This window comes from Pedobacter sp. GW460-11-11-14-TSB4 (assembly GCF_059423705.1).
On sequence record NZ_JBWKYI010000011.1, the window covers coordinates 112,501 to 134,711 of the forward strand.

22 protein-coding genes are annotated in these 22,211 nt (G+C 39.5%); 18 read left to right on the top strand and 4 right to left on the bottom strand.

Annotated elements, in window-relative coordinates:
- Positions 1-14: 14 nt before the first annotated feature.
- Both AC07YT_RS13170 and AC07YT_RS13175 read right to left on the bottom strand, forming a co-directional pair.
- The gene (locus AC07YT_RS13170) at positions 15-1,829 is read right to left on the bottom strand and encodes a hypothetical protein (protein WP_086548552.1); all 1,815 of its coding nucleotides are present in this window, start codon (positions 1,827-1,829) and stop codon (positions 15-17) included.
- A gap of 67 nt (positions 1,830-1,896) precedes the next feature.
- Positions 1,897-3,684, bottom strand: a complete 1,788-nt coding sequence (locus tag AC07YT_RS13175) for an AsmA family protein (protein ID WP_086548553.1) — start codon at positions 3,682-3,684, stop codon at positions 1,897-1,899.
- A gap of 611 nt (positions 3,685-4,295) precedes the next feature.
- Here AC07YT_RS13175 and miaB point away from each other — a divergent pair.
- The 8 genes from miaB (at position 4,296) to AC07YT_RS13215 (ending at position 12,591) form a co-directional block, all read left to right on the top strand.
- Positions 4,296-5,711 carry a tRNA (N6-isopentenyl adenosine(37)-C2)-methylthiotransferase MiaB gene (gene miaB / locus AC07YT_RS13180; RefSeq protein WP_086548555.1) on the top strand — a complete coding sequence of 472 codons (1,416 nt, stop codon included), beginning with the start codon at positions 4,296-4,298 and terminating at the stop codon, positions 5,709-5,711.
- Between the two features lie 63 nt (positions 5,712-5,774).
- Positions 5,775-7,022 (top strand): sigma 54-interacting transcriptional regulator, encoded by a 1,248-nt coding sequence (locus AC07YT_RS13185; RefSeq protein ID WP_086548556.1) that lies wholly within the window; start codon positions 5,775-5,777, stop codon positions 7,020-7,022.
- A gap of 37 nt (positions 7,023-7,059) precedes the next feature.
- A complete protein-coding gene (locus AC07YT_RS13190; protein WP_086548557.1) occupies positions 7,060-7,572 on the top strand; it encodes an LptE family protein in 513 nt (170 codons plus the stop codon).
- Between the two features lie 75 nt (positions 7,573-7,647).
- On the top strand, positions 7,648-8,706 hold the full coding sequence (locus AC07YT_RS13195) for a DUF8458 domain-containing protein (RefSeq protein ID WP_086548558.1): 1,059 nt from the start codon (positions 7,648-7,650) through the stop codon (positions 8,704-8,706).
- A 14-nt stretch (positions 8,707-8,720) separates the two neighbouring features.
- Positions 8,721-9,083, top strand: a complete 363-nt coding sequence (gene secG, locus AC07YT_RS13200) for a preprotein translocase subunit SecG (RefSeq protein WP_086548559.1) — start codon at positions 8,721-8,723, stop codon at positions 9,081-9,083.
- A 470-nt stretch (positions 9,084-9,553) separates the two neighbouring features.
- Positions 9,554-10,579 (top strand): sensor histidine kinase, encoded by a 1,026-nt coding sequence (locus AC07YT_RS13205; protein ID WP_086548560.1) that lies wholly within the window; start codon positions 9,554-9,556, stop codon positions 10,577-10,579.
- Between the two features lie 347 nt (positions 10,580-10,926).
- Positions 10,927-11,568 carry a DUF47 domain-containing protein gene (locus AC07YT_RS13210; RefSeq protein WP_029274248.1) on the top strand — a complete coding sequence of 214 codons (642 nt, stop codon included), beginning with the start codon at positions 10,927-10,929 and terminating at the stop codon, positions 11,566-11,568.
- 12 nt (positions 11,569-11,580) lie between these two features.
- Positions 11,581-12,591, top strand: a complete 1,011-nt coding sequence (locus AC07YT_RS13215; RefSeq protein ID WP_086548561.1) for an inorganic phosphate transporter — start codon at positions 11,581-11,583, stop codon at positions 12,589-12,591.
- Positions 12,592-12,936: 345 nt separating this feature from the next.
- Here AC07YT_RS13215 and AC07YT_RS13220 read toward each other — a convergent pair whose 3' ends face one another.
- The gene (locus tag AC07YT_RS13220; protein WP_086548562.1) at positions 12,937-14,244 is read right to left on the bottom strand and encodes a carboxypeptidase-like regulatory domain-containing protein; all 1,308 of its coding nucleotides are present in this window, start codon (positions 14,242-14,244) and stop codon (positions 12,937-12,939) included.
- Positions 14,237-14,815 (bottom strand): RNA polymerase sigma factor, encoded by a 579-nt coding sequence (locus AC07YT_RS13225; protein WP_086548563.1) that lies wholly within the window; start codon positions 14,813-14,815, stop codon positions 14,237-14,239. The genes AC07YT_RS13220 and AC07YT_RS13225 overlap by 8 nt, the downstream gene beginning before the upstream one ends.
- Positions 14,816-15,031: 216 nt before the next feature.
- Between AC07YT_RS13225 and AC07YT_RS13230 the strand changes: the two genes are divergently transcribed.
- The 10 genes from AC07YT_RS13230 to AC07YT_RS13275 all read left to right on the top strand — a co-directional run bounded on the left by AC07YT_RS13230 (position 15,032) and on the right by AC07YT_RS13275 (position 22,134).
- The gene (locus tag AC07YT_RS13230; protein ID WP_086548564.1) at positions 15,032-15,793 is read left to right on the top strand and encodes a DUF4197 domain-containing protein; all 762 of its coding nucleotides are present in this window, start codon (positions 15,032-15,034) and stop codon (positions 15,791-15,793) included.
- A 163-nt stretch (positions 15,794-15,956) separates the two neighbouring features.
- Positions 15,957-16,883, top strand: a complete 927-nt coding sequence (locus tag AC07YT_RS13235) for a TolB-like translocation protein (RefSeq protein WP_086548565.1) — start codon at positions 15,957-15,959, stop codon at positions 16,881-16,883.
- Positions 16,884-16,894: 11 nt separating this feature from the next.
- Entirely contained in the window at positions 16,895-17,830 is a 936-nt protein-coding gene (locus AC07YT_RS13240; protein WP_494945349.1) for a ketopantoate reductase family protein, read from the top strand.
- A 113-nt stretch (positions 17,831-17,943) separates the two neighbouring features.
- Positions 17,944-18,495, top strand: coding sequence for an RNA polymerase sigma factor (locus AC07YT_RS13245; protein ID WP_057933206.1), 552 nt, complete (start codon positions 17,944-17,946; stop codon positions 18,493-18,495).
- A 10-nt stretch (positions 18,496-18,505) separates the two neighbouring features.
- Positions 18,506-18,856, top strand: a complete 351-nt coding sequence (locus AC07YT_RS13250) for a hypothetical protein (RefSeq protein ID WP_478357784.1) — start codon at positions 18,506-18,508, stop codon at positions 18,854-18,856.
- 460 nt (positions 18,857-19,316) lie between these two features.
- Entirely contained in the window at positions 19,317-19,583 is a 267-nt protein-coding gene (locus tag AC07YT_RS13255) for a hypothetical protein (RefSeq protein WP_086548567.1), read from the top strand.
- A gap of 5 nt (positions 19,584-19,588) precedes the next feature.
- A complete protein-coding gene (locus AC07YT_RS13260) occupies positions 19,589-19,822 on the top strand; it encodes a hypothetical protein (RefSeq protein ID WP_086548568.1) in 234 nt (77 codons plus the stop codon).
- Positions 19,823-19,826: 4 nt separating this feature from the next.
- Positions 19,827-20,219, top strand: coding sequence for a glycosyltransferase (locus AC07YT_RS13265; protein ID WP_086548569.1), 393 nt, complete (start codon positions 19,827-19,829; stop codon positions 20,217-20,219).
- A gap of 55 nt (positions 20,220-20,274) precedes the next feature.
- Positions 20,275-20,727, top strand: coding sequence for an Hsp20/alpha crystallin family protein (locus tag AC07YT_RS13270; RefSeq protein WP_086548570.1), 453 nt, complete (start codon positions 20,275-20,277; stop codon positions 20,725-20,727).
- Between the two features lie 186 nt (positions 20,728-20,913).
- Positions 20,914-22,134 carry a DEAD/DEAH box helicase gene (locus AC07YT_RS13275; protein WP_494945350.1) on the top strand — a complete coding sequence of 407 codons (1,221 nt, stop codon included), beginning with the start codon at positions 20,914-20,916 and terminating at the stop codon, positions 22,132-22,134.
- Positions 22,135-22,211: the final 77 nt, after the last annotated feature.

Consider the following 22,211-nt stretch of genomic DNA (forward strand, 5'->3'; position numbering starts at 1 on the left):
AAGGTTACAAAATGTTATCGCTTTTCATTTTGTTCCCGCGCTCTCTTTATCCGGCGTTCTAATCGTTTCTGTTTCCTTTGGATATGATTGGCCCGCATGGCCTTAAACTTTGCAATATGCTCGCGCACTTCATTCTGTTTTTCTTCCGTTATACCGATGCTATATTTTATGCCGGTAAAGAGGCTCTTCCAGATCATGTTGAAGAATGATGTATTTACCGGCCTGCTGTAATTTACGGTTACAGGTACCAGCTTTCCGTCTGCACCCGGGTTTTCTGATTTGATGATTAAAGCATTCGCTAAAAATGAAAGGAAACCACGGGTAACCAGGTGATCTTTTTCCGGATCGTTTTTCATCAGCGCTACCGAAAGGTCGTAGTACGAGAAAGCTACTGTTCCTTTTGCACCTAAATCGTTGGCTTTAAAATTAAACTTCAGTTTATCGACACTTCCGCGGTTAATGCGGACCAAACCAAGCGGTTTAGTAATCTGATTTAAAACGCGCGCATTAAAGTTGTGTAAAACCCCGTTGTACGAAAATGCACCATCTTTAGCGGTAAGATCAAATATAAAGTTTACATCCAGCTTTCCCTGGCTAAACAGGTAAGTGTTTAGGTTTACCTCCATAATGGGGTTTATGGCTTTAATTTTTTCGAGGTTGGTGGCGTTTTTGATAATGCCTGAAGTATGCTCAAAAGTAATCTGCCCTTTCTGGTTACTCTCGTTGTTGTAAACGGCGTAATTTACATTGATATCTTTCAACTGGATTTTCTGAACCAGAATAGGGGCACTAACAAGCTGTAAGAGTTGATGGGGGAATTTTCCAATCTTGTTTTCCTGTGGTTTTTTGGGGAGGCCGTTATGGTTAAACACCGAAATGAAACCATTGGTAATGGCCATTTCTTTCGCCCAGAGTTCTTGTTTGCTAATGTATAGCGGCAAATCAATCCCATTAAGCATAATGTCGCTCATTTTGATGTTGAAGCGCTCTCTGGCATATCCGGCAACTTTACCAAAGTTCATCTCATCATGTAATGGCACTAAAGCAAAACTGTTAATCCTCAACTTACCTGTTGTAGCCCTGAAATCCAGTTTGTCCAGTTTAATATCGTACATCTTATCTGGAGTATGGTATACATAGTTATTGAGGTTAATTACAATATCTTTAATCAGATAAAAACGCGAAGGATCTTCTGCAGAGGTCGAATCCACCAGGAGGTCGGTTAAGGTAATATTCAGGTCATCAATAGAGAAAGGCAATGAATTGCTTATATTTTTGTCGATGTATTTAAAACTTACATCTTTAAACCGGATGCTTTTAATGCTAAATTCTTTCAGGTTTTTAGAGATGATCGCGTAAGGCGATTTAATGGGCCTTGGTGCCCGGCCCTCGTTAAAGCTAAACTGCTGATTCACCATCGTAACCTCAGGTTTATCAAATATAATTTCTTCCAGCTGAAGTTTTTTTTCGCGATATAAGGTTAATGGGTGGAAGCGTTTAACCACCAGTTTTTTTAAAGAAACCGTATACAAATTGTTTGGTGCTCTTTTTAAGGCGATAAGTTGTTTAAACCTGTTAGTATCGGGTATTATTTTTACGTTTTGTAAAGTGGCATTTCCGGTAAAAACATTGGTAGAAACCTTGGTGAAGCTAATGGTATATAAGCTATCGGTCGATTTGTAGAGCAGTGTTTTGATTCTATCGGTTAAAATAGGGCGGGATTTTACATTTAATAACCAGGCGATACTTGCAAGTACAATAAAAACACTGAGTAATGTACACGCAATCCATTTAAAAACTTTGTAACGGTATCTTTTAGTATCAGGCATTAAAAAATGAGAGCTGTGGTTTTATTAGCAATATACGGTTATAAACATATATATGAAAAATGTAAGATCAGTTTTTTTCTCTCCGGGCTTTCCTTGCCGCTTTTCTGTCTGCCCGTTTTTGTTCCCTTATTTTTTTGGCAATTACTTTTTGCTGTTTTACCGGATTCTTTTCGGGTACTACACCAACACCTACAATATCCTTTATGCCTACAAAAAGGGTTTTCCACATCAGGTTAAAAAAGGATGCCGAATTAATCCTGGTATTGGTCATGTTTGCTGTTCTTGGCGCTTCGCCTTTTTGTGGATTTTCATTTTTAACTAAAATGGCATTAGCCAGAAAAGATAAAAATCCTTTCTCTTTAGTTCCTTCACCATCAATATTGTCTGATAACAGTTTCACCTTTAAATCAGTGTACAGCATATTCATCGATCCCGATGCCGACCTTAAATTTCCGTTCGCCTTAAAATCAAGATGTTGTATATTGCCGCTTTCTATTTCAACCAGGCCCAGCGATTTTGATAGTGGATTTAAATTTTTCATGTCAAACCGGCCCAGGCTGCCGCTGTAAGCGAATACCCCGTTTTTGTCGGTAAGGTTGAAATCGATTTTTACATTCAGCTTTCCTGTGCCCATTAAAAGCGTATTTAAATCAGCCACAGCATGGTTCTTTTTGCTCAATTGCAAACTATCGTTGGTTACATTTAATATGTTTCCGGTGATTGCTTTAAAATCAACCGTTCCGGTTTTTTTGCTCGCCGGATTAAATTCAGCGTATTTAACATTAACGTTTCTTAATTTTACCGTATCAATCAGGGTAGGCATATTTAACCTTTTCAATGCCATATGCGGGTAGTTTTGGCCTTTATCAAAGCCCGGTGGAGGTGGCGATTCGCGACTCATAAAAACCTCCACATTGGCCGGACCAATCCTTAGCGATTTGGCATGTAATTTCTGGTCGGTATTTAAACCAATAAAATCAACGCCGTTAAATTCTATTTTATCAAAACTGAGGTTATACCGGTCTTTCTGAACGTTGTATTTTCTGGCAAAAGTAAGTGCATCATATAATGGCGTCAGTTTAAAACCTTTAACCGTTATTTTTTTTGATGCGGTAGAACCTTTAATGGTATCAACTTTCATGTTGTACATTTTATCTTTCGTTACCGATTTGTAACCGGCAATTTGAAAGGAGGCATCTTTAGTGTAGTAAAACCTTGTGGTGTCGTTGCCAGAAAGCGAATCCAATAAAAAATCGTTAATGGTAATGTCGAGGTGTTTGATGGAGTTTTTGGTCTTTTTTGCAGCAGTTTTGTTAATATAGTCGAAATCTGCATCAACAATTTTGATACTTTTAACCTGTACCGATTTAAAAGTTTTCGAAATCTGCTCATAAAGCGATTTTTCATCTTTTAGGGTATCTGGTTTTTTAGTTACCTTATTAAAAATCATGTTGATAGATGGCTTTTGTAAAATGATTTCATTTACATCTATCCGTTTTTTAAAGTAGGCCGTTAATATTCCAACACGGCTAATCTGTAGTTTCTTTAGTTTAAGCTCGAAAGTGTGTGCAGGAGCCAGCTGTTTTTTCTTCAAGCTGTCGAAAACAGCTGTATCGTGGATTAAAGTAACATCGCGCAAGGCTAAGCTGCCGGTAATTACATTTAAGTTAATGCTTTTAAAATCTATCCGGTACAGGTGATGGGAACCATTATATACCCCGGCCTTAATTTTTTCGGTCAACATAGGTTTCCACCGGGCACTTAAAAACATGGCGCCAAATGCAACAATTAAGATCAATATGCCGAATATGCTTCCTATCCAGGTCCAAATTTTATTTCTATGCTGAGCTGTCATTTATTATGGCTTATCGATATGTAACAGATAGAAGAGCGAAAGGTTTTTTTGAAGGGGAAAGGGAAAAGACTAGAGCTGAAAGACCAATAAGGAAGAATGATGAAATAATTTTTGGAGCGCAGGTGCAGTACAAGAAACACCGTTTGTTCCTTTGCTTCTCCAGGGGGCTAGGTAGCAAGTTATTCCAAAACCATTTTATCCAACTTAAGAATTATTGTTATATGCCGCTAGTCACATTATATTTTAGTAAAATGGTTTTTGGAGCGCAGGTGCAGTACAAGAAACACCGTTTGTTCCTTTGCTACGCTTGTACGCTTAGGCCGTCGTGCCTCCTGCCTGCAGGGTACCGCTTCGCCAAGGGCTACGTCGGTTAGACTCCTGGCACAGAAGCCCCTCATAGTAATTTAAACGCGACCGTAGCGGATCTGCAGCCCTCCACAGGCACGGCACTGTACATTTCCCAAAAAAATCTTTCTTAACCAGCACTAGGTCACTTGGTGCCAATCGTGGTATGATCATAATCGTACTGTAAACATTTAAACAAAATATGTCAATTTGTCACTTTTAATTTTATTTATGTATTTTTGCAATCCCCAAAATGTTTTTAAATAATGATTGATTTACAAGTACAGGATAAGACGCACGATGAAGCAAGGCAAGGTGAAGCTTTAATTTTAGATACACCAATTAAAGCCGATGCCCGTAAATTATACATCGAAAGTTACGGTTGTGCAATGAATTTTGCTGATAGCGAAATTGTTGCCTCTATTTTATCCGAAACTGGATTTGAAACCACAGGGGATTATCACCAGGCTGATGTAATCTTTATCAACACCTGCTCCATCCGCGAAAACGCCGAAACCAGGGTTAGAAACCGCCTTTCACAGTTCGGTGTCGAAAAACGCCGTAACCCGAAATTAATTGTTGGCGTTTTGGGCTGTATGGCAGAACGTTTAAAATCTAAATTTTTAGAAGAAGAGCGTTTAGTTGATGTAGTAGTCGGGCCAGATGCTTACCGCGATCTGCCGAATTTAATTGAGCAGGTAGAAAGTGGACATAAAGCAGTTAATGTACTTTTATCACGTGAAGAAACTTATGCAGATATCAGCCCTGTTCGTTTAAACAGCAACGGAATTACCGCCTTTATTTCCATTACCCGTGGTTGTAATAACATGTGTTCTTTCTGTGTGGTTCCATTTACCCGTGGCCGCGAACGTAGCCGCGATGCCCATTCGATTGTAGAAGAAGCAAAAGGTTTATTTGAAGCTGGTTACCGCGAGGTTACACTTTTAGGCCAGAATGTAGATTCGTACACCTGGACATCAGAAGATGGAACAGAAACCGTAAATTTTGCACAGCTTTTGGAGCAAACGGCATTGGTTAATCCTGATTTAAGGGTTCGTTTTTCTACTTCGCACCCTAAAGATATTACCGACGAAGTTTTACATACTATTGCTAAATACGATAACATTTGTAATTATATCCATTTGCCTGTTCAATCGGGTAATACCCGCATATTGGAATTGATGAACAGGACTTATACCCGCGAATGGTATATTAACCGTATTGATGCCATCCGCAACATTATTCCGGGTTGTGCAATTTCTACCGATATTATTGCTGGTTTCTGTACGGAAACAGAAGAAGAGCACCAGGAAACCCTGAGCATGATGGATTATGTGGAGTATGATTTTGCTTATAACTTCACTTACTCTGAAAGACCAGGAACTTTAGCTGCGCGTAAATTGGAAGATGATATTCCTGAAGAGGTGAAAAAACGCCGTTTAGCGGAGATTTTAGCCAAGCAACAGGCACATTCGTTAATGCGTTTACAAGAGTGGGTGGGTAAAACCGTTCGTGTTTTGATTGAAGGTACTTCTAAAAAATCCGATCTGGATTATTGCGGAAGAGGAGATAGCGGCGCAATGGCCATTTTCCCAGCCATTGAAAGCGTTAAACCCGGCCAGTATGCAAATGTATTTATCGAAAAATGCACTTCAGCTACGTTAATTGGTAAAATAGTTTAAAAAAGGTAGAGGGTATAAGGCAAGAGGCTTAAGGTCTAATATCTCAAATCTCAAATCTAAAGAATGGATACACAAAATATTAAACAACGGTTCGGTATTATTGGCAATTCGCCATTGCTTAACCGTGCTATCGATATTGCAAGCCAGGTAGCACCAACGGATATGTCGGTGTTAATAACAGGCGAAAGTGGTAGCGGTAAAGAGGTATTCTCACAGATTATCCATCAAATGAGTGCCCGTAAACACGGTGCTTTTATTGCCGTAAACTGTGGTGCCATTCCCGAAGGAACCATTGATTCAGAATTGTTTGGTCACGAGAAAGGATCTTTTACAGGCGCACACGAAGCCCGTAAAGGTTACTTTGAAGTAGCCAACGGCGGAACCATTTTTTTAGATGAGGTTGCTGAGCTGCCTTTAGGCACACAGGCACGTTTACTGCGTATTCTAGAAAGTGGCGAATACTTACGTGTAGGCTCATCTAAAGTGCAGAAAACAGATGTTCGCATTATTGCTGCAACTAATGTTGATGTGTATAACCGCGTTAAAAACGGAAAATTCCGCGAAGATTTATATTACAGGTTAAATACCGTTCCATTGCGCATACCGGCTTTGCAAGAGCGTAAAGAAGATATTTATTTATTATTCAGAAAATTCTCTGCCGATTTCAGCGATAAATACCGTAGTCCGGCATTACACCTGGAGCCAGATGCCATTCAGATTTTAACCAACTACAGCTGGCCGGGTAATGTTCGTCAGTTAAAAAATATTGCCGAGCAAATCTGTGTGTTGGAAAAAGACCGTAATGTAACCGGACAGGCCATTTTAAATTATATCCCGAATGAGGCTGGAAGTAACCTGCCCATGACGATTAATGCGCAGTCGAAAGAAGATTTTACAGAAAGAGATATTTTGTACAAGGTACTTTTCGATATGAAAAAAGATATGGTTGAGCTTAAAAAATTAGTTGCCGAAATTATTCAGCATGGTGGAAATACCGCGACTGTTCTGGCAGATAATCCACAATATATCAATCAGCTGTATCGCGATGTAGAATTGCCGGCAGGACAGGAACATGCCTTTACCATTCAGCAACCTACACCAGGCAATAATAACATCAACAACAATGGCAATACTGATTATTTTGCCCACGAGGCAGAAGAAGTAGAAGAATCTTTGTCGTTAGTGGATAAAGAATCTGACCTGATTAAAAAAGCACTAAAGAAACACAAGGGCAAACGCAAATTTGCAGCACAGGAACTGGGTATCTCTGAAAGAACATTGTACCGAAAAATTAAAGAATTAAATTTATAATTTAACGTACAATTGCTTTAAGCATCAATAATGATCTATGAAAATTAAAATATTTGCTTTAATCCTTCTGGCTTCGGTATTAAACGCTTGTTCTTACAAATTCAGCGGAGCCTCTACAACCGGATTAAAAACGGTGGTTGTTCGCGTATTTGAAAATAATGCACCATTGGTTGTACCAACGTTAAGTAATCAGATTACGGAATCATTAAAAACCCGGATCCGCACGCAAACGAAATTGATTATTTCTCCTACAGGTGAGGGCGATGCATCATTTGAGGGCAGAATAACGGGTTATGAAATTAAACCAGTTGCGCTTCAAAATAGTGCTACACCTACTTCAGGGGCAAACAGATTAACCATAACCGTTTCAGTAAAGTATAAGAATAATATAAAAGAGCACGAAAAAGAAAGTTTTGAAGAAAGCTTTACTAAATTTTTCGATTTTCCGATCAACGGGGCGCCAATCCAATCGTTACTGCCTGGGGCTATTGAAGCGATTAATAAACAATTATCGGAAGATATTTTTAACCGTGCATTTGCGCAGTGGTAAATAAAGCAGGATTCTAAAAAGACAAAATTTTCAAAACCCGTCTACATTTTTTTAACTTAGCGGCAAACCTCGATAATGGATAACAAAAAGCTACTGGCAGATTTACTTGCGCAACCCGGAAAGGTTGGACCAGAGCATGTATCCATGTTGCAGGAAATGGTGCAGCAATTTCCATATGCCCAGCCCATTCATTTATTGTTGGCTAAGGCCAGTGCATCAGCAGTACCAAAGGCGGCACTTTATAGCCAGGGGCACGTATTGTTCCATGTATTAAATATGGTTTCAGTGCGTGAGCCGAAGCAGGAAGAGGATGCTGAAATTAATACCGTGCTTACTGAACATATACCAGACGAACAGGAAGTTTTCGAAGAAATAAATGAATTTACTGCAGATACCCCTTCACCTGCCAGTCAAACAACGAATGTAGAAACGCCAGATAACCTGCCGGGTATTGACAGTCATTTAATGGACTTGCCGGCAGATGATGATTCTTTTATTGAAAGTGTAGCCGCTACCGATTTTTTTGCCTTTGAGCAGAAATTAAGCACAGATGTGGTTAGCACCGCACCAGAAATTGAAACCGTAGTTCCTGATGAACCTGAAAGGAATTTTGTTTCACAATATAACGACGATAAACTTCCGTATACATTTTTATGGTGGTTGGCTAAAACCCGCAAAGAGCACGAACAGATTTTTCAGCCTTATGCGCATCCTAACGCTGCTAAGGTAAAAACACAGCCACAAAATAACCAGCAGCAAGAAAGAGCAGAGTTTCAGCAACAGTATGTGGAGCACATCTTCCACATTCAAACCCCTTTCGAAGTAGCTGATCATTTAGCCGAATATCCTTCTGCTGAAATTAAAGATGCAAAGGGCGCCGAAATTATTGAGCGATTTTTGAAAGAAGATCCAACAATCAAGCCGCCAAAGCCCGAACAGATAGATAATGAAAATAAGGCAAAGAAAAGTGCAGAAGACAATTACGACCTTGTTTCGGAGACTTTAGCTAAAATTTATATCGAGCAAATGCTTTATCACAAAGCCATAGATACTTATAAAAAATTAAGTTTGAAATATCCGGAAAAAAGCCGTTACTTTGCCGACCTTATCCAATCTATAGAAAAGAAATTTTAAAATATAATATTACCATGGTAACCTTTTTAATCATTTTATTAATTATTGCGTGTGTAGCCTTAGGCTTATTTGTTTTAGTACAAAACCCTAAAGGCGGAGGTTTAGCTACCGGTGGTGGCACCAGTAACATGTTTGGTGTACAACGTACCGGCGATGTTTTAGAAAAAGGATCGTGGGTATTGTTAACCCTGATCGTAGTTTTAACGCTTGCGGTGACTACAATTGCTAAAACCAGTGGTGGTACTGCAGCTGTTGGAAACTCAGCTATTCAGGAGCGTTTAGATAAAACACCATCACCATCTCCACTTGGCGGAAATTTAAACAGCACTAAACCTGCAGCTTCAACTCCGGCTAAAGCTGATTCAACAAAGAAATAAGTAATACTTACCCGTATTTTATAAAGCTTTCCTCAAAAGGGAAAGCTTTTTTGTGTTTTAATGATGCGGTATCATCAATTTACAAAAATCAATATAAATGACAAGGAAAATCTCCGCATCTAACTCCAATAAGCTACTGTCATTTCGGGCGGAGTGCAACGCAGTCGAGAACCATGTAGTGGTCAGCGGAGCTAAATCTGTCTTTGATAGATCTCTCCACTCCACTGCGTTTCGGTCGAGATGACGCTATCTTTTTTGACGCTGTCAAGGATAGCCTGTCGAAGGACTTGTTTAGATGCCTCGCAAAGCGTTTCGATTACTTGCCCCGATTCGTCGAAGCTTAACGTGCCAAGTTCGAATGGAATTACAGCTTATGATACAACCTCCTTTGTTTTAACATTCCGTACTAAATGAATCAATCCCCTTGATCTCTTAACACACATTTAACATAAAAAGCTTTAAATTGCAACATGAAATTAAGTGTGCTGGTTCTATTTACTGCTCTTGCCGTTGGTCTTTCCATCGGGATGGTTAATTTTTATTTTCAGCATAGTCTGTATTACATGGCTATTTCTTTTGGTGTATCGTTTCTGTGTAGTTTTTTGGTTTTTTATTATTTGCTGGAAAAATACATTTACACTAAAATTAAACTCATCTACAAGCTTATCCATAACCTTAAATTAGGTAAAGATTTAAAAGATGCACTGGGCGAGTATGTGAGTTCCGATCCGATTAATGATGTAGAGCAGGAAGTAAAGGAGTGGGCGGGCGCAAAGAAAAAAGAAATAGATTTATTAAAAAAACAGGAACAGTTTAGGAGAGAATTTCTTTCAAATGTTTCGCATGAGTTTAAAACCCCGCTTTTTGCCATCCAGGGTTATATCGAAACTTTACAGGACTGTTTGGTAGATGATCCCGATCAGGCTGTTTTATTCCTAAAAAAAGCAGAAAATAATGTAGAGCGACTGAGTTATTTAATTAATGATTTAGACGTTATTTCGAAGTTAGAAACGGGCGAATCGCCTATTAACTACCAAAAATTCGATTTTGTGCAGCTGGCGAAAGAGGTCATGGAAAACCTCGAAGACCGCGCAGAAGCAAAAAACATTAAACTCTTTTTTAAAGATAAGTATACGGCCATTACCTTGGTTTCGGCCGATCGCGAAAAGATTAGGCAGGTGTTGATTAACTTAATGGTCAACAGCATTAAGTACGGCATTGACGGAGGAGAGACGGCCATCAAGATTTTTGAACTGCACGATCAGGTTTTGATAGAAGTGACCGATAATGGAATTGGCATTGAAGAAAAACACCTGCTGCGTTTATTTGAGCGCTTTTACCGCATCGATACCCACCGGGCGAGGGAAGTTGGCGGTACAGGTTTAGGCTTAGCCATTGTGAAGCACATTTTAGAAGCGCACCAGCAAACCATTTCGGTAAGAAGTACACCAGGTATAGGCACTACCTTTGCTTTTACGCTACAAAAAGGCGGGTAGCCTGGGTGCCTTGATAATTATTCTTCAATTTTGGCCAGGGAAACATAAAACGCACGAAAAATATGGCGTCTGATTTGGTTCCGAAAAGCCATTGACCACTGTTGCTAAACCCGATATTAGCGGGCATCCTGATTTTTCATCAGGATAAAGCGTTTAGCGGGGCTATCGGTACCGAAGTACTTGTTCACGCAGTTTTCTAAAACCCCTATTTATTTCATTGTCAGCCACCTAAAAATATAGAAATAAGCCAAGCCTGATTAAATAAGGCAATAATTAGTTAATATAATTAATAAATTAACATTAACTTAACATTGGGCTTGTAGCTTTGCAACATATTAAAAATTAACATGAACAATATTTTTAAGTTCTTTACACCTCAAGACAAAAAGTTTCATCCGCTTTTCGAACAAGCCGGTAGCAATGCATTAAAAATTGCAGAAACCCTTTTAGAAATGGTTAGCACGGGTGATGCTGAAAGCAGGAAAACAATTTTTAAAGAAATTGAGCGCCTGGAGCATGTAGGTGATGATATTACCCATTCAATTTTTCTTGAACTAAGCAGGAACTTTATTACGCCATTTGATAGAGAAGACATCCATGCATTGGCTACTGCCGTTGATGATGTTGCCGATTATATTTATGGTACTGCAAACCGCATGCAGATGTATAACATGAATACCATTAACGAGCCAATTGTTAAAATTGCCGAGCTTTTGGTAGAGATGTGTACTGACATTGATAAAGCAATTAAAGAATTACGCAGTTTCAAAAACATCCGCGTAATTGCCGATGCTTGTATCCGTATTAACAGCGGCGAAAACCAGGCTGATTATGTATTTACATTAGCGGTAGCCCGTTTATTCGAATACGAAACCAATGCGATTGAATTAATTAAACAAAAAGAGGTTTTACAAACGATAGAAAAAGCGACAGATAAGTGTGAGGATGTGGCGAATGTGCTTGAAACTATCTTGGTTAAAAACGCTTAATAAAAAACAAACATGGTAACTACCTTATTGGTTGTTGTTGTAATTCTGGCTATTGCTTTCGATTACATTAACGGCTTTCACGATGCCGCTAACTCGATTGCAACAGTTGTTTCTACAAAAGTTCTTACGCCTTTTCAGGCGGTTTTGTGGGCTGCGTTGTTCAATTTCGCTGCTTACTTTTATTTTACCGACCACAAAGTGGCAAATACAGTTGCTAAAACGGTAATCGAAAATTATATCACACTTGAAGTTATCCTTGCAGGTTTAGTTGCTGCAATTATCTGGAACCTTTTAACCTGGTGGTATGGTATCCCTTCAAGTTCATCGCATACCTTAATTGGTGGTTTTGCCGGTGCGGGCATGACACATGCTTTACTTACAGGCGCTAGTCCGCTTGATGCTGTAAACATGGGTTATGTAATAAAAATTGTTTCTTTCATTGTATTGGCACCGATAATCGGTATGGTGATTTCAGTTGTATTAACACTGATCATTATCAATATCTGTCGTTATGCTAAGCCGGCAACGGCTGAGAAATGGTTTAAACGCCTGCAGTTGTTATCTTCTGCAGCACTGAGTTTCTTTCATGGCGGTAACGATGCACAAAAAGTAATGGGTATTATCGCTACAGCTTTAATCGCCTCTAAAGTGATTCCTAATTTCGACGCCATGCCGGCATGGGTACCCATTGCCTGTTATTCGGCAATATCATTAGGTACCATGAGTGGTGGCTGGAAAATCGTTAAAACAATGGGATCGAAAATTACCAAGGTAACCGCGCTGGAAGGTGTAGCTGCCGAAGGTGCAGGTGCAGTAACATTGGGTATTACAGAGCATTTCGGTATTCCGGTTTCTACAACGCACACCATTACAGGTTCGATTGTGGGTGTGGGTGTGGTAAAAAGTGTTTCGGCTGTACGTTGGGGGGTAACCATCAACTTAATCTGGGCCTGGATTTTAACCATTCCGGTATCGGCAACACTGGCTGCTATTATTTATGCAGCTATTTACTACTTAAAGTAAAAACAAAATCCTTTAATATACTCAAGAGACCAAAGCTAATCGCCTTGGTCTTTTTGGTTTTATAATGAATTGGAAAGAATAGCGGGAAACCTTTGGCTTGGCGGGCGTACCGCTACGCATTATCCTGATGAAACCTGTAAATATACCAGGGACACTATAAGCGGTCTATTCAGCTGCTAAATCGGGATGTGCGCTGAATGATATGTTGATCGGCTACTAGAATCGTCATTGCGAGGAGGTACGACGAAGCAATCTTAAAAAGATCGCTAATAGCGGAGTCAATGCTTCCTAATTATTAAAACAGAGCACTTCACCTATCCTCAGTACGTAATAAATGGTTGAAACTTAAAACTTAACGCTTATTTCAACTGAATCAATTCCATTTTTAGGCAATACCCAATCCGGACCTTCCTGAATCAGCCGTTTCGCTTCCGCATCGGCTTTTTTGTTGAGCGATTTTATAACGCTAACATTGGCTGGCCGGCCGTTACTTTTAACTTTGAAACTTAAAATTACAAATTGTGCCGGGCCTTTAGGGTTATAAAGTTTATTGTTGTTCTCTAAATATTGGCCATAGTTAATGGTAGAAACCGGAATAGGCTTCGTAATATCTTCGGCCGATTTTCCATCCAGGTTTTGTTCTGCATGTAATGTAATTTTTGGTGCAGCAATATTTTCTTTTTTGTGCCCATTCGAGCCCGTAATTAATGCAATTTCATTTAGCGATTTATTTCCGCTTAATGCACTTTTAATTGCGTTAGGATCTTGCAGGCCAGCTACAGGCAATTCTTTAAAACCAATGGCATTAATCAATAAATCCTTATCCTTTGCATTGCTGTCGGCAGGTAAATAAAAATAACCTTTCGCATCTGTAGCGGTTACATTTTTCGAGCCGGCTAATTTTACAACAGCCCCTTGTACAGGTCGGCCATTACTTTGGTCTACAACATTGCCACTAAATGCAATTTTACTTGATGCTAATGCCGGAGCAGGTGCTGCAGCCACCACGGCTTCATTTAGTGCACTTTGTTCCGCTTTTGCTTTATAAGCATAAGCCCCAGGGCTTTCTGCTTTTGCCGATCTTGCCCGATTGTAATCTGAAACAGCTTTTGCTTCGGCAATTTGTTGCTCGGCAGGTTGTACAGTGGGTTTAGTTTTCGTGTTTTTTGCTAAATCGCCTGTTTTTGCTGCTGTAATGGCTTTATCAACTAATGCTGCTCTTGTGCTAATTTGTGCTACGGTATCTTCTTTTGGTTTTGCAGCCGCAATTGTTGTTGTGCTATCCAACTGAACCATTACACCGCCTTGTTTGTGCGCTGCAATTTCTGCGTTTCGACGGTTGGTTTCGCGCATAAAGAATAAAATGCTCACTGCAATAAAGGCTACCGTTGCTGTTGCCGCTATACTTAACCTTTGCGTAGTAATGCCCCAAAGCTTGCGTTTTATAGGTTTCTCAGCAACACGGTCGTAGAGTTGTTTTTGTAAGATAGACAGTGTTTGCTTGCGTTTTGGCGATTGTTTCAGTCCCTCCAGGGCTTCGGCAACAAAAGGATCCTCTAAAGCCTGTCTTTCTACAAAGTGCATAGCTTTAGCATCAAGCTTACCATCCAGGTAATCTTCCAGAACATCAATATCTAACCAATCGTTATTCACTACTGTTTTTCTCTATACAAATCTTTAAATTCCGCTTACCGTTTTGGATGTAACTCTTAACTTTAAGCATATCGTAGCCCGTAATATCGGCTACTTCTTTATAGCATTTTTCTTGTAAATAAAATAAATCTACGCTTTTTCGCTGTTCTTCGGGCAAAGTTTCCATACACTTTTCCATAATGGTAAGCTGCGTTTCTTTTGTGTTGTCTATATCCAGATGCACAAACTCGCTGTTTTCCACAAAAGTATCGTCTATGGAGACATTATTTTGTTTTGCCGATTTCCGAAGTGCCATTAAACAATGGTTCCGCGTTAAAACATGAAGCCAGCTTTTAAAATTCTGGACCTCATATATTTTCAGCTTCGTTACCAGTTCTTCAAAAATCTGCATTACCGCATCCTTGCTTTGCTCTTCATCTTTAAAGTAGTTTAAGCAAACCCCGAATACCAAATGCATATATTTATTGTAAAGCGTACCCAATGCGTCCAAATCGCCGGTATTTTTATACTCAGCAATCAGTTTGGCATCGTCTTGCTGGGTGTTCCCAGCTGTGTTTTTTATAAACCTCAAAAAATGGCAGCTATTTCGAATTATCTTTCAAGTATAAAAAATATTTCTGAGTGATGAGACATAAACTAATTTTTTAGGAAGAGAAGATCCTAAATATTTTACGTTGTTGACTATTTTTTGAAAGGTTTAAATGGTGTTCCCGTGTCCAAAGACTTATCTTTGAGGGTAAAAGGAAAGTATGGCAGTTGTTTTGCTAAGCATGATTAAACACACGAAATGAAAAAGATCAATATTGTAACGGCATCACTGGCCATGCTGGTATTTGCAAGCCTAAATGTTAGCGCACAGATTAAGCTGAGTGATATATTTAAAAAGATAACCGAAAAACAGGGCACCACAACAGCAGCTACCGGAACACCTTCTACTTTTGAAATAGGACAGGGCATTAAAGAAGCGCTACAAATTGGTGTTTCTGCAGGTGCTGACAGGCTTTCGCTAAAAGATGGCTTTTTGGGTAACCTGGCTGTTAAAATCCTGATGCCTCCGGAAGCACAAAAAGTTGAAAAAACATTGCGTAGTATAGGTTTGAACAAACTTTGCGATAATGTGATTGTAAGTTTAAACCGTGCCGCTGAAGATGCGGCTACCGAAGCGAAGCCTATTTTTATATCAGCCATTAAACAAATGACTTTAACCGATGCAACGAATATCCTTTTAGGAAACAAAGATGCAGCTACCGAATATTTTAAAAGGGTAACCACCGCACAATTGATGCAAAAATTTAGCCCGATTGTAACCACCAGCCTGAATAAGGTAAATGCCACCAAGTATTACAGCGATTTAACTACACAATACAACCGCTTGCCTTTGGTAAAACCCGTAAATACCAACCTAACGGAATACGTTACGCAAAAAGCAATAGATGGTTTATTTGTTGAAGTGGCTAAGGAAGAACTCAAAATTAGGGGTAACCTGAGCTCAAGAAGCACTACATTATTGCAAAAGGTATTTGGTTACGCGGATAAGAAAAAGATTTAATCTGTTTAATTGTGGCTCAGGAGGACACGAACTGTAGCGGAAAGAATCAATTGCCTCGGTCTGTGTGCTCACACACCGAAATTAGAAAGTTTGTATTAAGTAAAATATAGCTTCCCGAGCTTATCCGGAACAACAGAGCCAAAAACTATTTGTAAAATTGTACATGATGAAGTTCAACAAACCATTTGCTTTAGCTTGTATTGCAATGGTATTAACTGCTTGCAATAGCAACAAAACCGAAGAAAATGCCAAAGCCGTTTTAGATACTGTTTCGTTAAGCAGTAAAAATTTCGCGCTGGCTTATCAGGATGGAGATAAAATTGTAGCCACAAGTATTGATACGATGAAACAGATTTCATTTGGTGGCGCTACCGATCCGGCGATTTCCCCGGATGGAAATAAACTGGCCTATACCCTGAGCGATTCTACCGGGAACAGGTCAATTTGGATTGCCGATATGGAAAACAAAAGCCAGGGCAAATTGCAGGTAAACAGCCATAATTATTATCAGGCCATGTGGTCGGCTGATGGAAGCGCGATCGCTTTCAATATTTTTAACAGTAAAAACCTATGGAAGATAGGCGTAATTAAAACCGATAACTCGGGATATGTGATGCTCGATAGTGCATCTAAAATAAATGTTTATGCCCCAACCTGGAAAAATGAAAAGGAAATCATCGGGCAGGACCTTAATAACCTGTACACCTTTGATCTAACAGGAAAGTTAATCGATACCAAACCGATAGCCGATTTGATCGGGAAGGAATTTTCCATCGCAAGTAGTAATCGTTTCTTTTATACAAGAGATGGAGCCAAACTGATTTTTAATGCAGGGAATAACGATGTTCTGGACGGATTGACAGGACCGAGTGAAGCCGTTTATGTTTTAGATCTGGCCAGTAAAAAAGTAACGCGGATTTCGCCAAAAGGTATAAATGTTCCTTATGTTTTTCTTACTGCCGATGACCGGATCTTTTACAGCGGCGCTGAAAAACCTTTCACACAGAGCAAAATATATGTTGCTGATTTAAACGGGAATGTTAAAACGATAGTGGATAAAGGAAACAATCCAACGGGTGCATTGAAATAATCCGCATGATCATGCCAAATAAAACAAGAATTGTTATTGTAGGAATTGGTGGCGTGGGTGGGTATTTCGGAGGTTTATTGTCTAAGAAATACAGCAGTGCAAATGATGTGGAAGTTGTTTTTGTTGCCCGCGGCGAACATTTAAATGAGATACAAAAAAAGGGTTTAACGGTAATAAACGGCAACGAAAGTTTTATCACTCAGCCATTTTTAGCTACTGATGATTATGGTAAGATTGGCCTGGCCGATTATGTGATCATCTGCAGCAAAAGCTACGATTTAACACAAACCATCGAAAAGTTAAAACCCTTAATTAACCGCAAAACGGTATTATTGCCACTTTTAAATGGCGTTAGTGCAAGCGATCAAATTTTAGAAACCCTGCCACATGCAAATGTTTTGAAAGGCTGTGCTTTTATCGTTTCCAAAATCAAATCACCCGGCATCATCGAAAATTCCGGCAATATTCAAAAACTGTCTTTTGGGATGGATGGGCCACTTAGTGATGCGGTTTTACAGCTGAAAAATTTAATGTTTGATGCCGGAATCGATGTAACGGTTTCGGATAAAATCTCTACCGCCATCTGGGAAAAATTTATATTTATTTCTCCTACGGCCACTTCCACCTCTTATTTCGATAACACCATTGGAAAGGTACTGGAAGAAAATCTTCAAACGGTCATGAAGTTAATTGAAGAAGTGAAAAACCTTGCCCTGGCTAAAGGCGTAAGCATCAGTGGTGACATTTCGGATAAAACATTAAATACGATGAAATCGATGCCCTATGAGGTTACTTCATCCATGCACCGCGATTATCTCAACCAAAAACCGCAAACAGAAGTAGAAGCATTAACAGGCTACATCGTACGCGAAGCCGAAAAACTTGGCATGGCTACGCCAACTTATCATAAACTGTACGAAGGATTGCTCAAAAGAAAACCATTGTAAGTCGCTAAAAATCAGGTTGATTTGATCAAAAATGCCGATTTTATGAAAAAAGTAAAGAAAATTTAAAGTAATATTGAGTTTCATCCGTTTACTGGGTTATTAAGCAAAATTTAGTGCCAACAAACGAACCTCAAAATATCATTTCAACGGTTGCCAATTATGGTAAACGCTTATTCAGTTTCATCCGTGGAAGGGTGAATACGGATGAGGATGCAGAAGATATTTTACAGGATGTTTGGTTTCAGCTCAGCAACCAACCCGAAGCAGGTGCCATCGAGCAGATCAGTGGCTGGTTATATCGGGTGGCCAGAAATAAGATCACCGATAAATACCGCAAACAAAAAGAAGAATCGTTAGAAGATTTTACTTTCGAAGGGGAGGATGGTGAAATCAATTTTAAAGAAATTTTACTAGCTGAGGCTTACTCACCCGAAGAAGAGAGTTTAAAGAAACTATTCTGGGATCAATTGTTCTTGGCGCTTGAGGAGCTGCCCGAAAATCAACGTTATGTATTTGTTCAGAACGAACTCGAAGAACGTACCTTTCAGGAGCTGGCAGATGAGAGCGGAGAGAATATCAAAACATTAATATCAAGAAAAGGTTATGCGGTAAAACATTTGCGTAACCGCTTACAAAATTTATATCAGGAATTTATTAACTATTAAATTTACAGACATGATGAATAGAAATTTTAATCGCGGTAAGAAATTCATGTTCTTTTTCCCTGTAGCGGTGCTTATTGCAGCGGTACTGGGTTACGTAGTTATGTCTTTATGGAACTGGATTTTGCCGGAAGTAGCCCATGCAGGGCGGCTTAATTATTGGCAGGCCCTTGGTTTGCTCGTGCTTTGCAGAATATTGTTCGGAAATTTCAATAAAGGAGGGCATGGTGGCGGCGGTTTCCGTGAGCGTGCCCGGGGAATGCGGGCCAAATGGGATTCGATGAACGAAGAGGAGCGGGCAAAATTTAAAGAAGAATATAAACGGAGATGTGGCGGATGGGGCCACCACCGAAATAAGGAATAGGCAAAGGCTCCGAAGAAATTCGGAGCTTTTTTGTTTTATCTATTTCTCCGTTATTCTGAACATCGTGCAAGCCTCTCCGCGAATCGTCATCTCGACCGCAGCAACGCGGAGTGGAGAGATCTATCAAGATAGATTTTTAGTAGAGTGGTCCGTCTTTCCCGCGCAGGCGGGAATCTTAAAGCGCTTGCATTACGATTCCCAATCGAGTTGGGAATGACGACTCCTGGTAGGCTAACATTATTTATTCTATCGGTTGGTGTCTCACCGACCGAAAGGGTAACGACTAAAAGATCCTTCATTGCATTCAGGATGACAAAATTCTTTAGTCAATAAAAAAATCAAAATAATTTAAAGTAAAAATAAAGGTTCGCCGTCTTCCTATATAAATAACAAAAACAACAGTGTTGGTAACTCAACTCATTTACGGTGAATTGATTACCATGCTTTAAAATTATAAGGAATGAAAAAAATATTAAAAACCATAGGATTCGGGATTGTACTTGGTACAGTCGCTTTCTTCATACCATTTGTATTCAAATTTATATTGGCCATCATGCTGATCGGTTTAATGTTCAGGATTTTTATCGGCGGGAGACGCCATTATTTCCATAACCGCTTTAACGGCTTCGAAAATTATTATAACCCTATTGTACCGATTGATAACCAATGGTACAGACCAACCGTACAAGGCAATGGAACAGTTAACAATATTAACATAAATGATTAAGCGCCATGAGAACATTTAGAATATTACTGGCACTGGCTGTTGCCGCAGGAACTTTTTACAGCTTAAATGTACTGGCCGTTCAGAATGGATACCGCGATCGGTTAGATTTTAAAAACAGGCATTATCATGATGATTGCCAGCAAGAACATCATAGAAACCATAATTACAGTCACCACAGCAGAAAAATGGACGATACCATGATTACACCTGTTGACAGTATAAATCCATTAAAAAGATAGCGTTATGTCACAGGTACTTTTTTTAAGCGATCCATCTCAGTCTGATGTCAAACCGATTTTGGGCATGGCAAACGAACTGATTACCCGGGGGGAGAAGGTAACTTTCTTTAGCTCGGATGAGTTTAAAGCCCCTATAGAACAAATTGGTGCAGACTTTAAAGCCTACAACAAAGAACTGAATATTTTTCAGGGGAAAAAGGCTATTGATGAAGAAGAGAAACCTAAATCGGGATTGATCAGCGCACTTCTTGAGCCCATGAAATTTATCGATGATATTTTGGTTCAGATAAGGGGTTTAAAATTTGACTATGCCGTTTTCTCGCCGGCATATCCCTACGCAAATATCATCACGCAGCTGTTGGGTATCCCTAAAACGGAGCAGGCAGTTTACAACTAATATTGGCTTAAGCCGATGAATTAATAAAATAAAATAACAATTAAAATTAAATAAAATGTACAACGAACATAGATGCCATTCGGGCAAGATGCATGGTCGCTTCGGCGCAGGAGAGGGAAGATTTGGAAGACACTTTGGTGGTCCTTTCGGTCACCATAAACACGGTATGTTTAACCAGGGCTTTAGAAAAGTGCCTGTAAACATAGAAGAAACAGAAAGCAGCTTTATTATTGAGCTTTTTGCACCGGCTTTGGTTAAAGAGAACTTAAAAGTGACTACCAAAGACGATGTATTAACCGTTTCTTACCAAGCGAAAGAAGAAGCCGATTCAGCTAAAAAGTATAGCCGTAGAGAATATAGCAACGGCACTTTCGAAAGGGCTTTTGGCTTAAACGGAAAGGTTTTAGCAGAAAATATTTCAGCCAGTTATGCTGATGGAATTTTGAAGGTTACACTACCTAAAAACCCTGAAACGAATACACCAGAGAAAGATATTCTGGTAGACTAAGTTTCGTCTATTATAATTTCCAGGCCCCGATTGTTTTAAAGCAGTTGGGGCTATTTTATTTAATTTCAACAGGCAGGAATACATTCGATATTGCTTTTCATATTACCAGGCAAAGGGATATTGAAATGCAGTTTGCTATTAGCGGTATTTTAAGGTACTTTTGCTAAAAGACATAAACACAATAGATTGAATTTTAACGACTTTAATTTTAACCCCGATTTATACGAAGGTTTAATGGCCATGGGGTATAAAAGCGCTACTCCAATACAAGAACAAGCCATCCCGGTAATTTTAGATAATCATGATCTGATTGCCTGCGCGCAAACCGGTACCGGAAAAACAGCCAGCTATTTATTACCCGTAATGGATAAAATTAGCAAAGCGGCTGACAGACATAACAATACCTTGATCCTGGCTCCAACACGTGAGCTTGCGCAACAGATTGATTTACAGGTAGAGGCGCTGGCTTATTTTACCAATATCAGTTCATTAGCAGTTTACGGCGGCGGAGATGGTATTGCCTATGAACAGCAAAAACGTTCTATGCGCGAAGGCGTAGATATTATTATTGCTACTCCGGGCAGGCTAATGGCACATTTATCTTCAGGCGTGCTAAAACTGGAACATTTGCAGCATTTGATTTTAGATGAAGCCGATAGGATGTTGGATATGGGTTTTTACGACGATATTATCCGCATTATTAGCTACCTGCCAAAGAAAAGGCAAACGCTTTTATTCTCCGCTACAATGGCACCGAAAATAAGGACTATGGCGGGCAAGATTTTGCACGAACCGAAGCAGATTACCATTTCAATTGCTAAACCTGCTGAAGGAATAGATCAACAGGCCTATAATATTCATGATCAGCAGAAACAGGCTTTATTAACCGATATTTTTAAAAGCGGACAATATAAAAGCAGCATTATTTTTGTTTCGACCAAGGATAAAGTAAAAGCTTTATTTAAAACTTTTAAAGGATTAGGCATCAAAGCCGAAGCTTTTCACTCCGATTTGGGGCAGAAAGAACGCGAAGATATTTTACTGGCTTTTAAAAACCGCAGGTTGCCAATTTTAATTGGAACGGATGTATTATCCCGCGGAATCGATGTAGAGGGAATCGACCTGGTCATCAATTATGATGTTCCCGGCGATCCGGCCGATTATGTACACAGGATTGGTCGTACCGCAAGAGCTGCAACCAAAGGAACAGCTATTACATTGGTTAACGGAAGAGATAAACGTAAATTCGATAACATTGAAAAGTTAATTGAGAAGGAAGTTCCCCGGATGCCATTGCCAGAAAGTATAGCTGCAATGGAAATTACACATGTGGAGGAAAAAAAACCGCAGCATAAAGGCAAGAAAAAGGTTTGGCACAAAAAGAAAAAACCAAAACCTTCTGCTTAAAAATGTAAAATGTAATATGGATGATTGATCTAGCGATAGGAGATTCATCCATTTGCTTTTAACCTGTGCTCCATCAT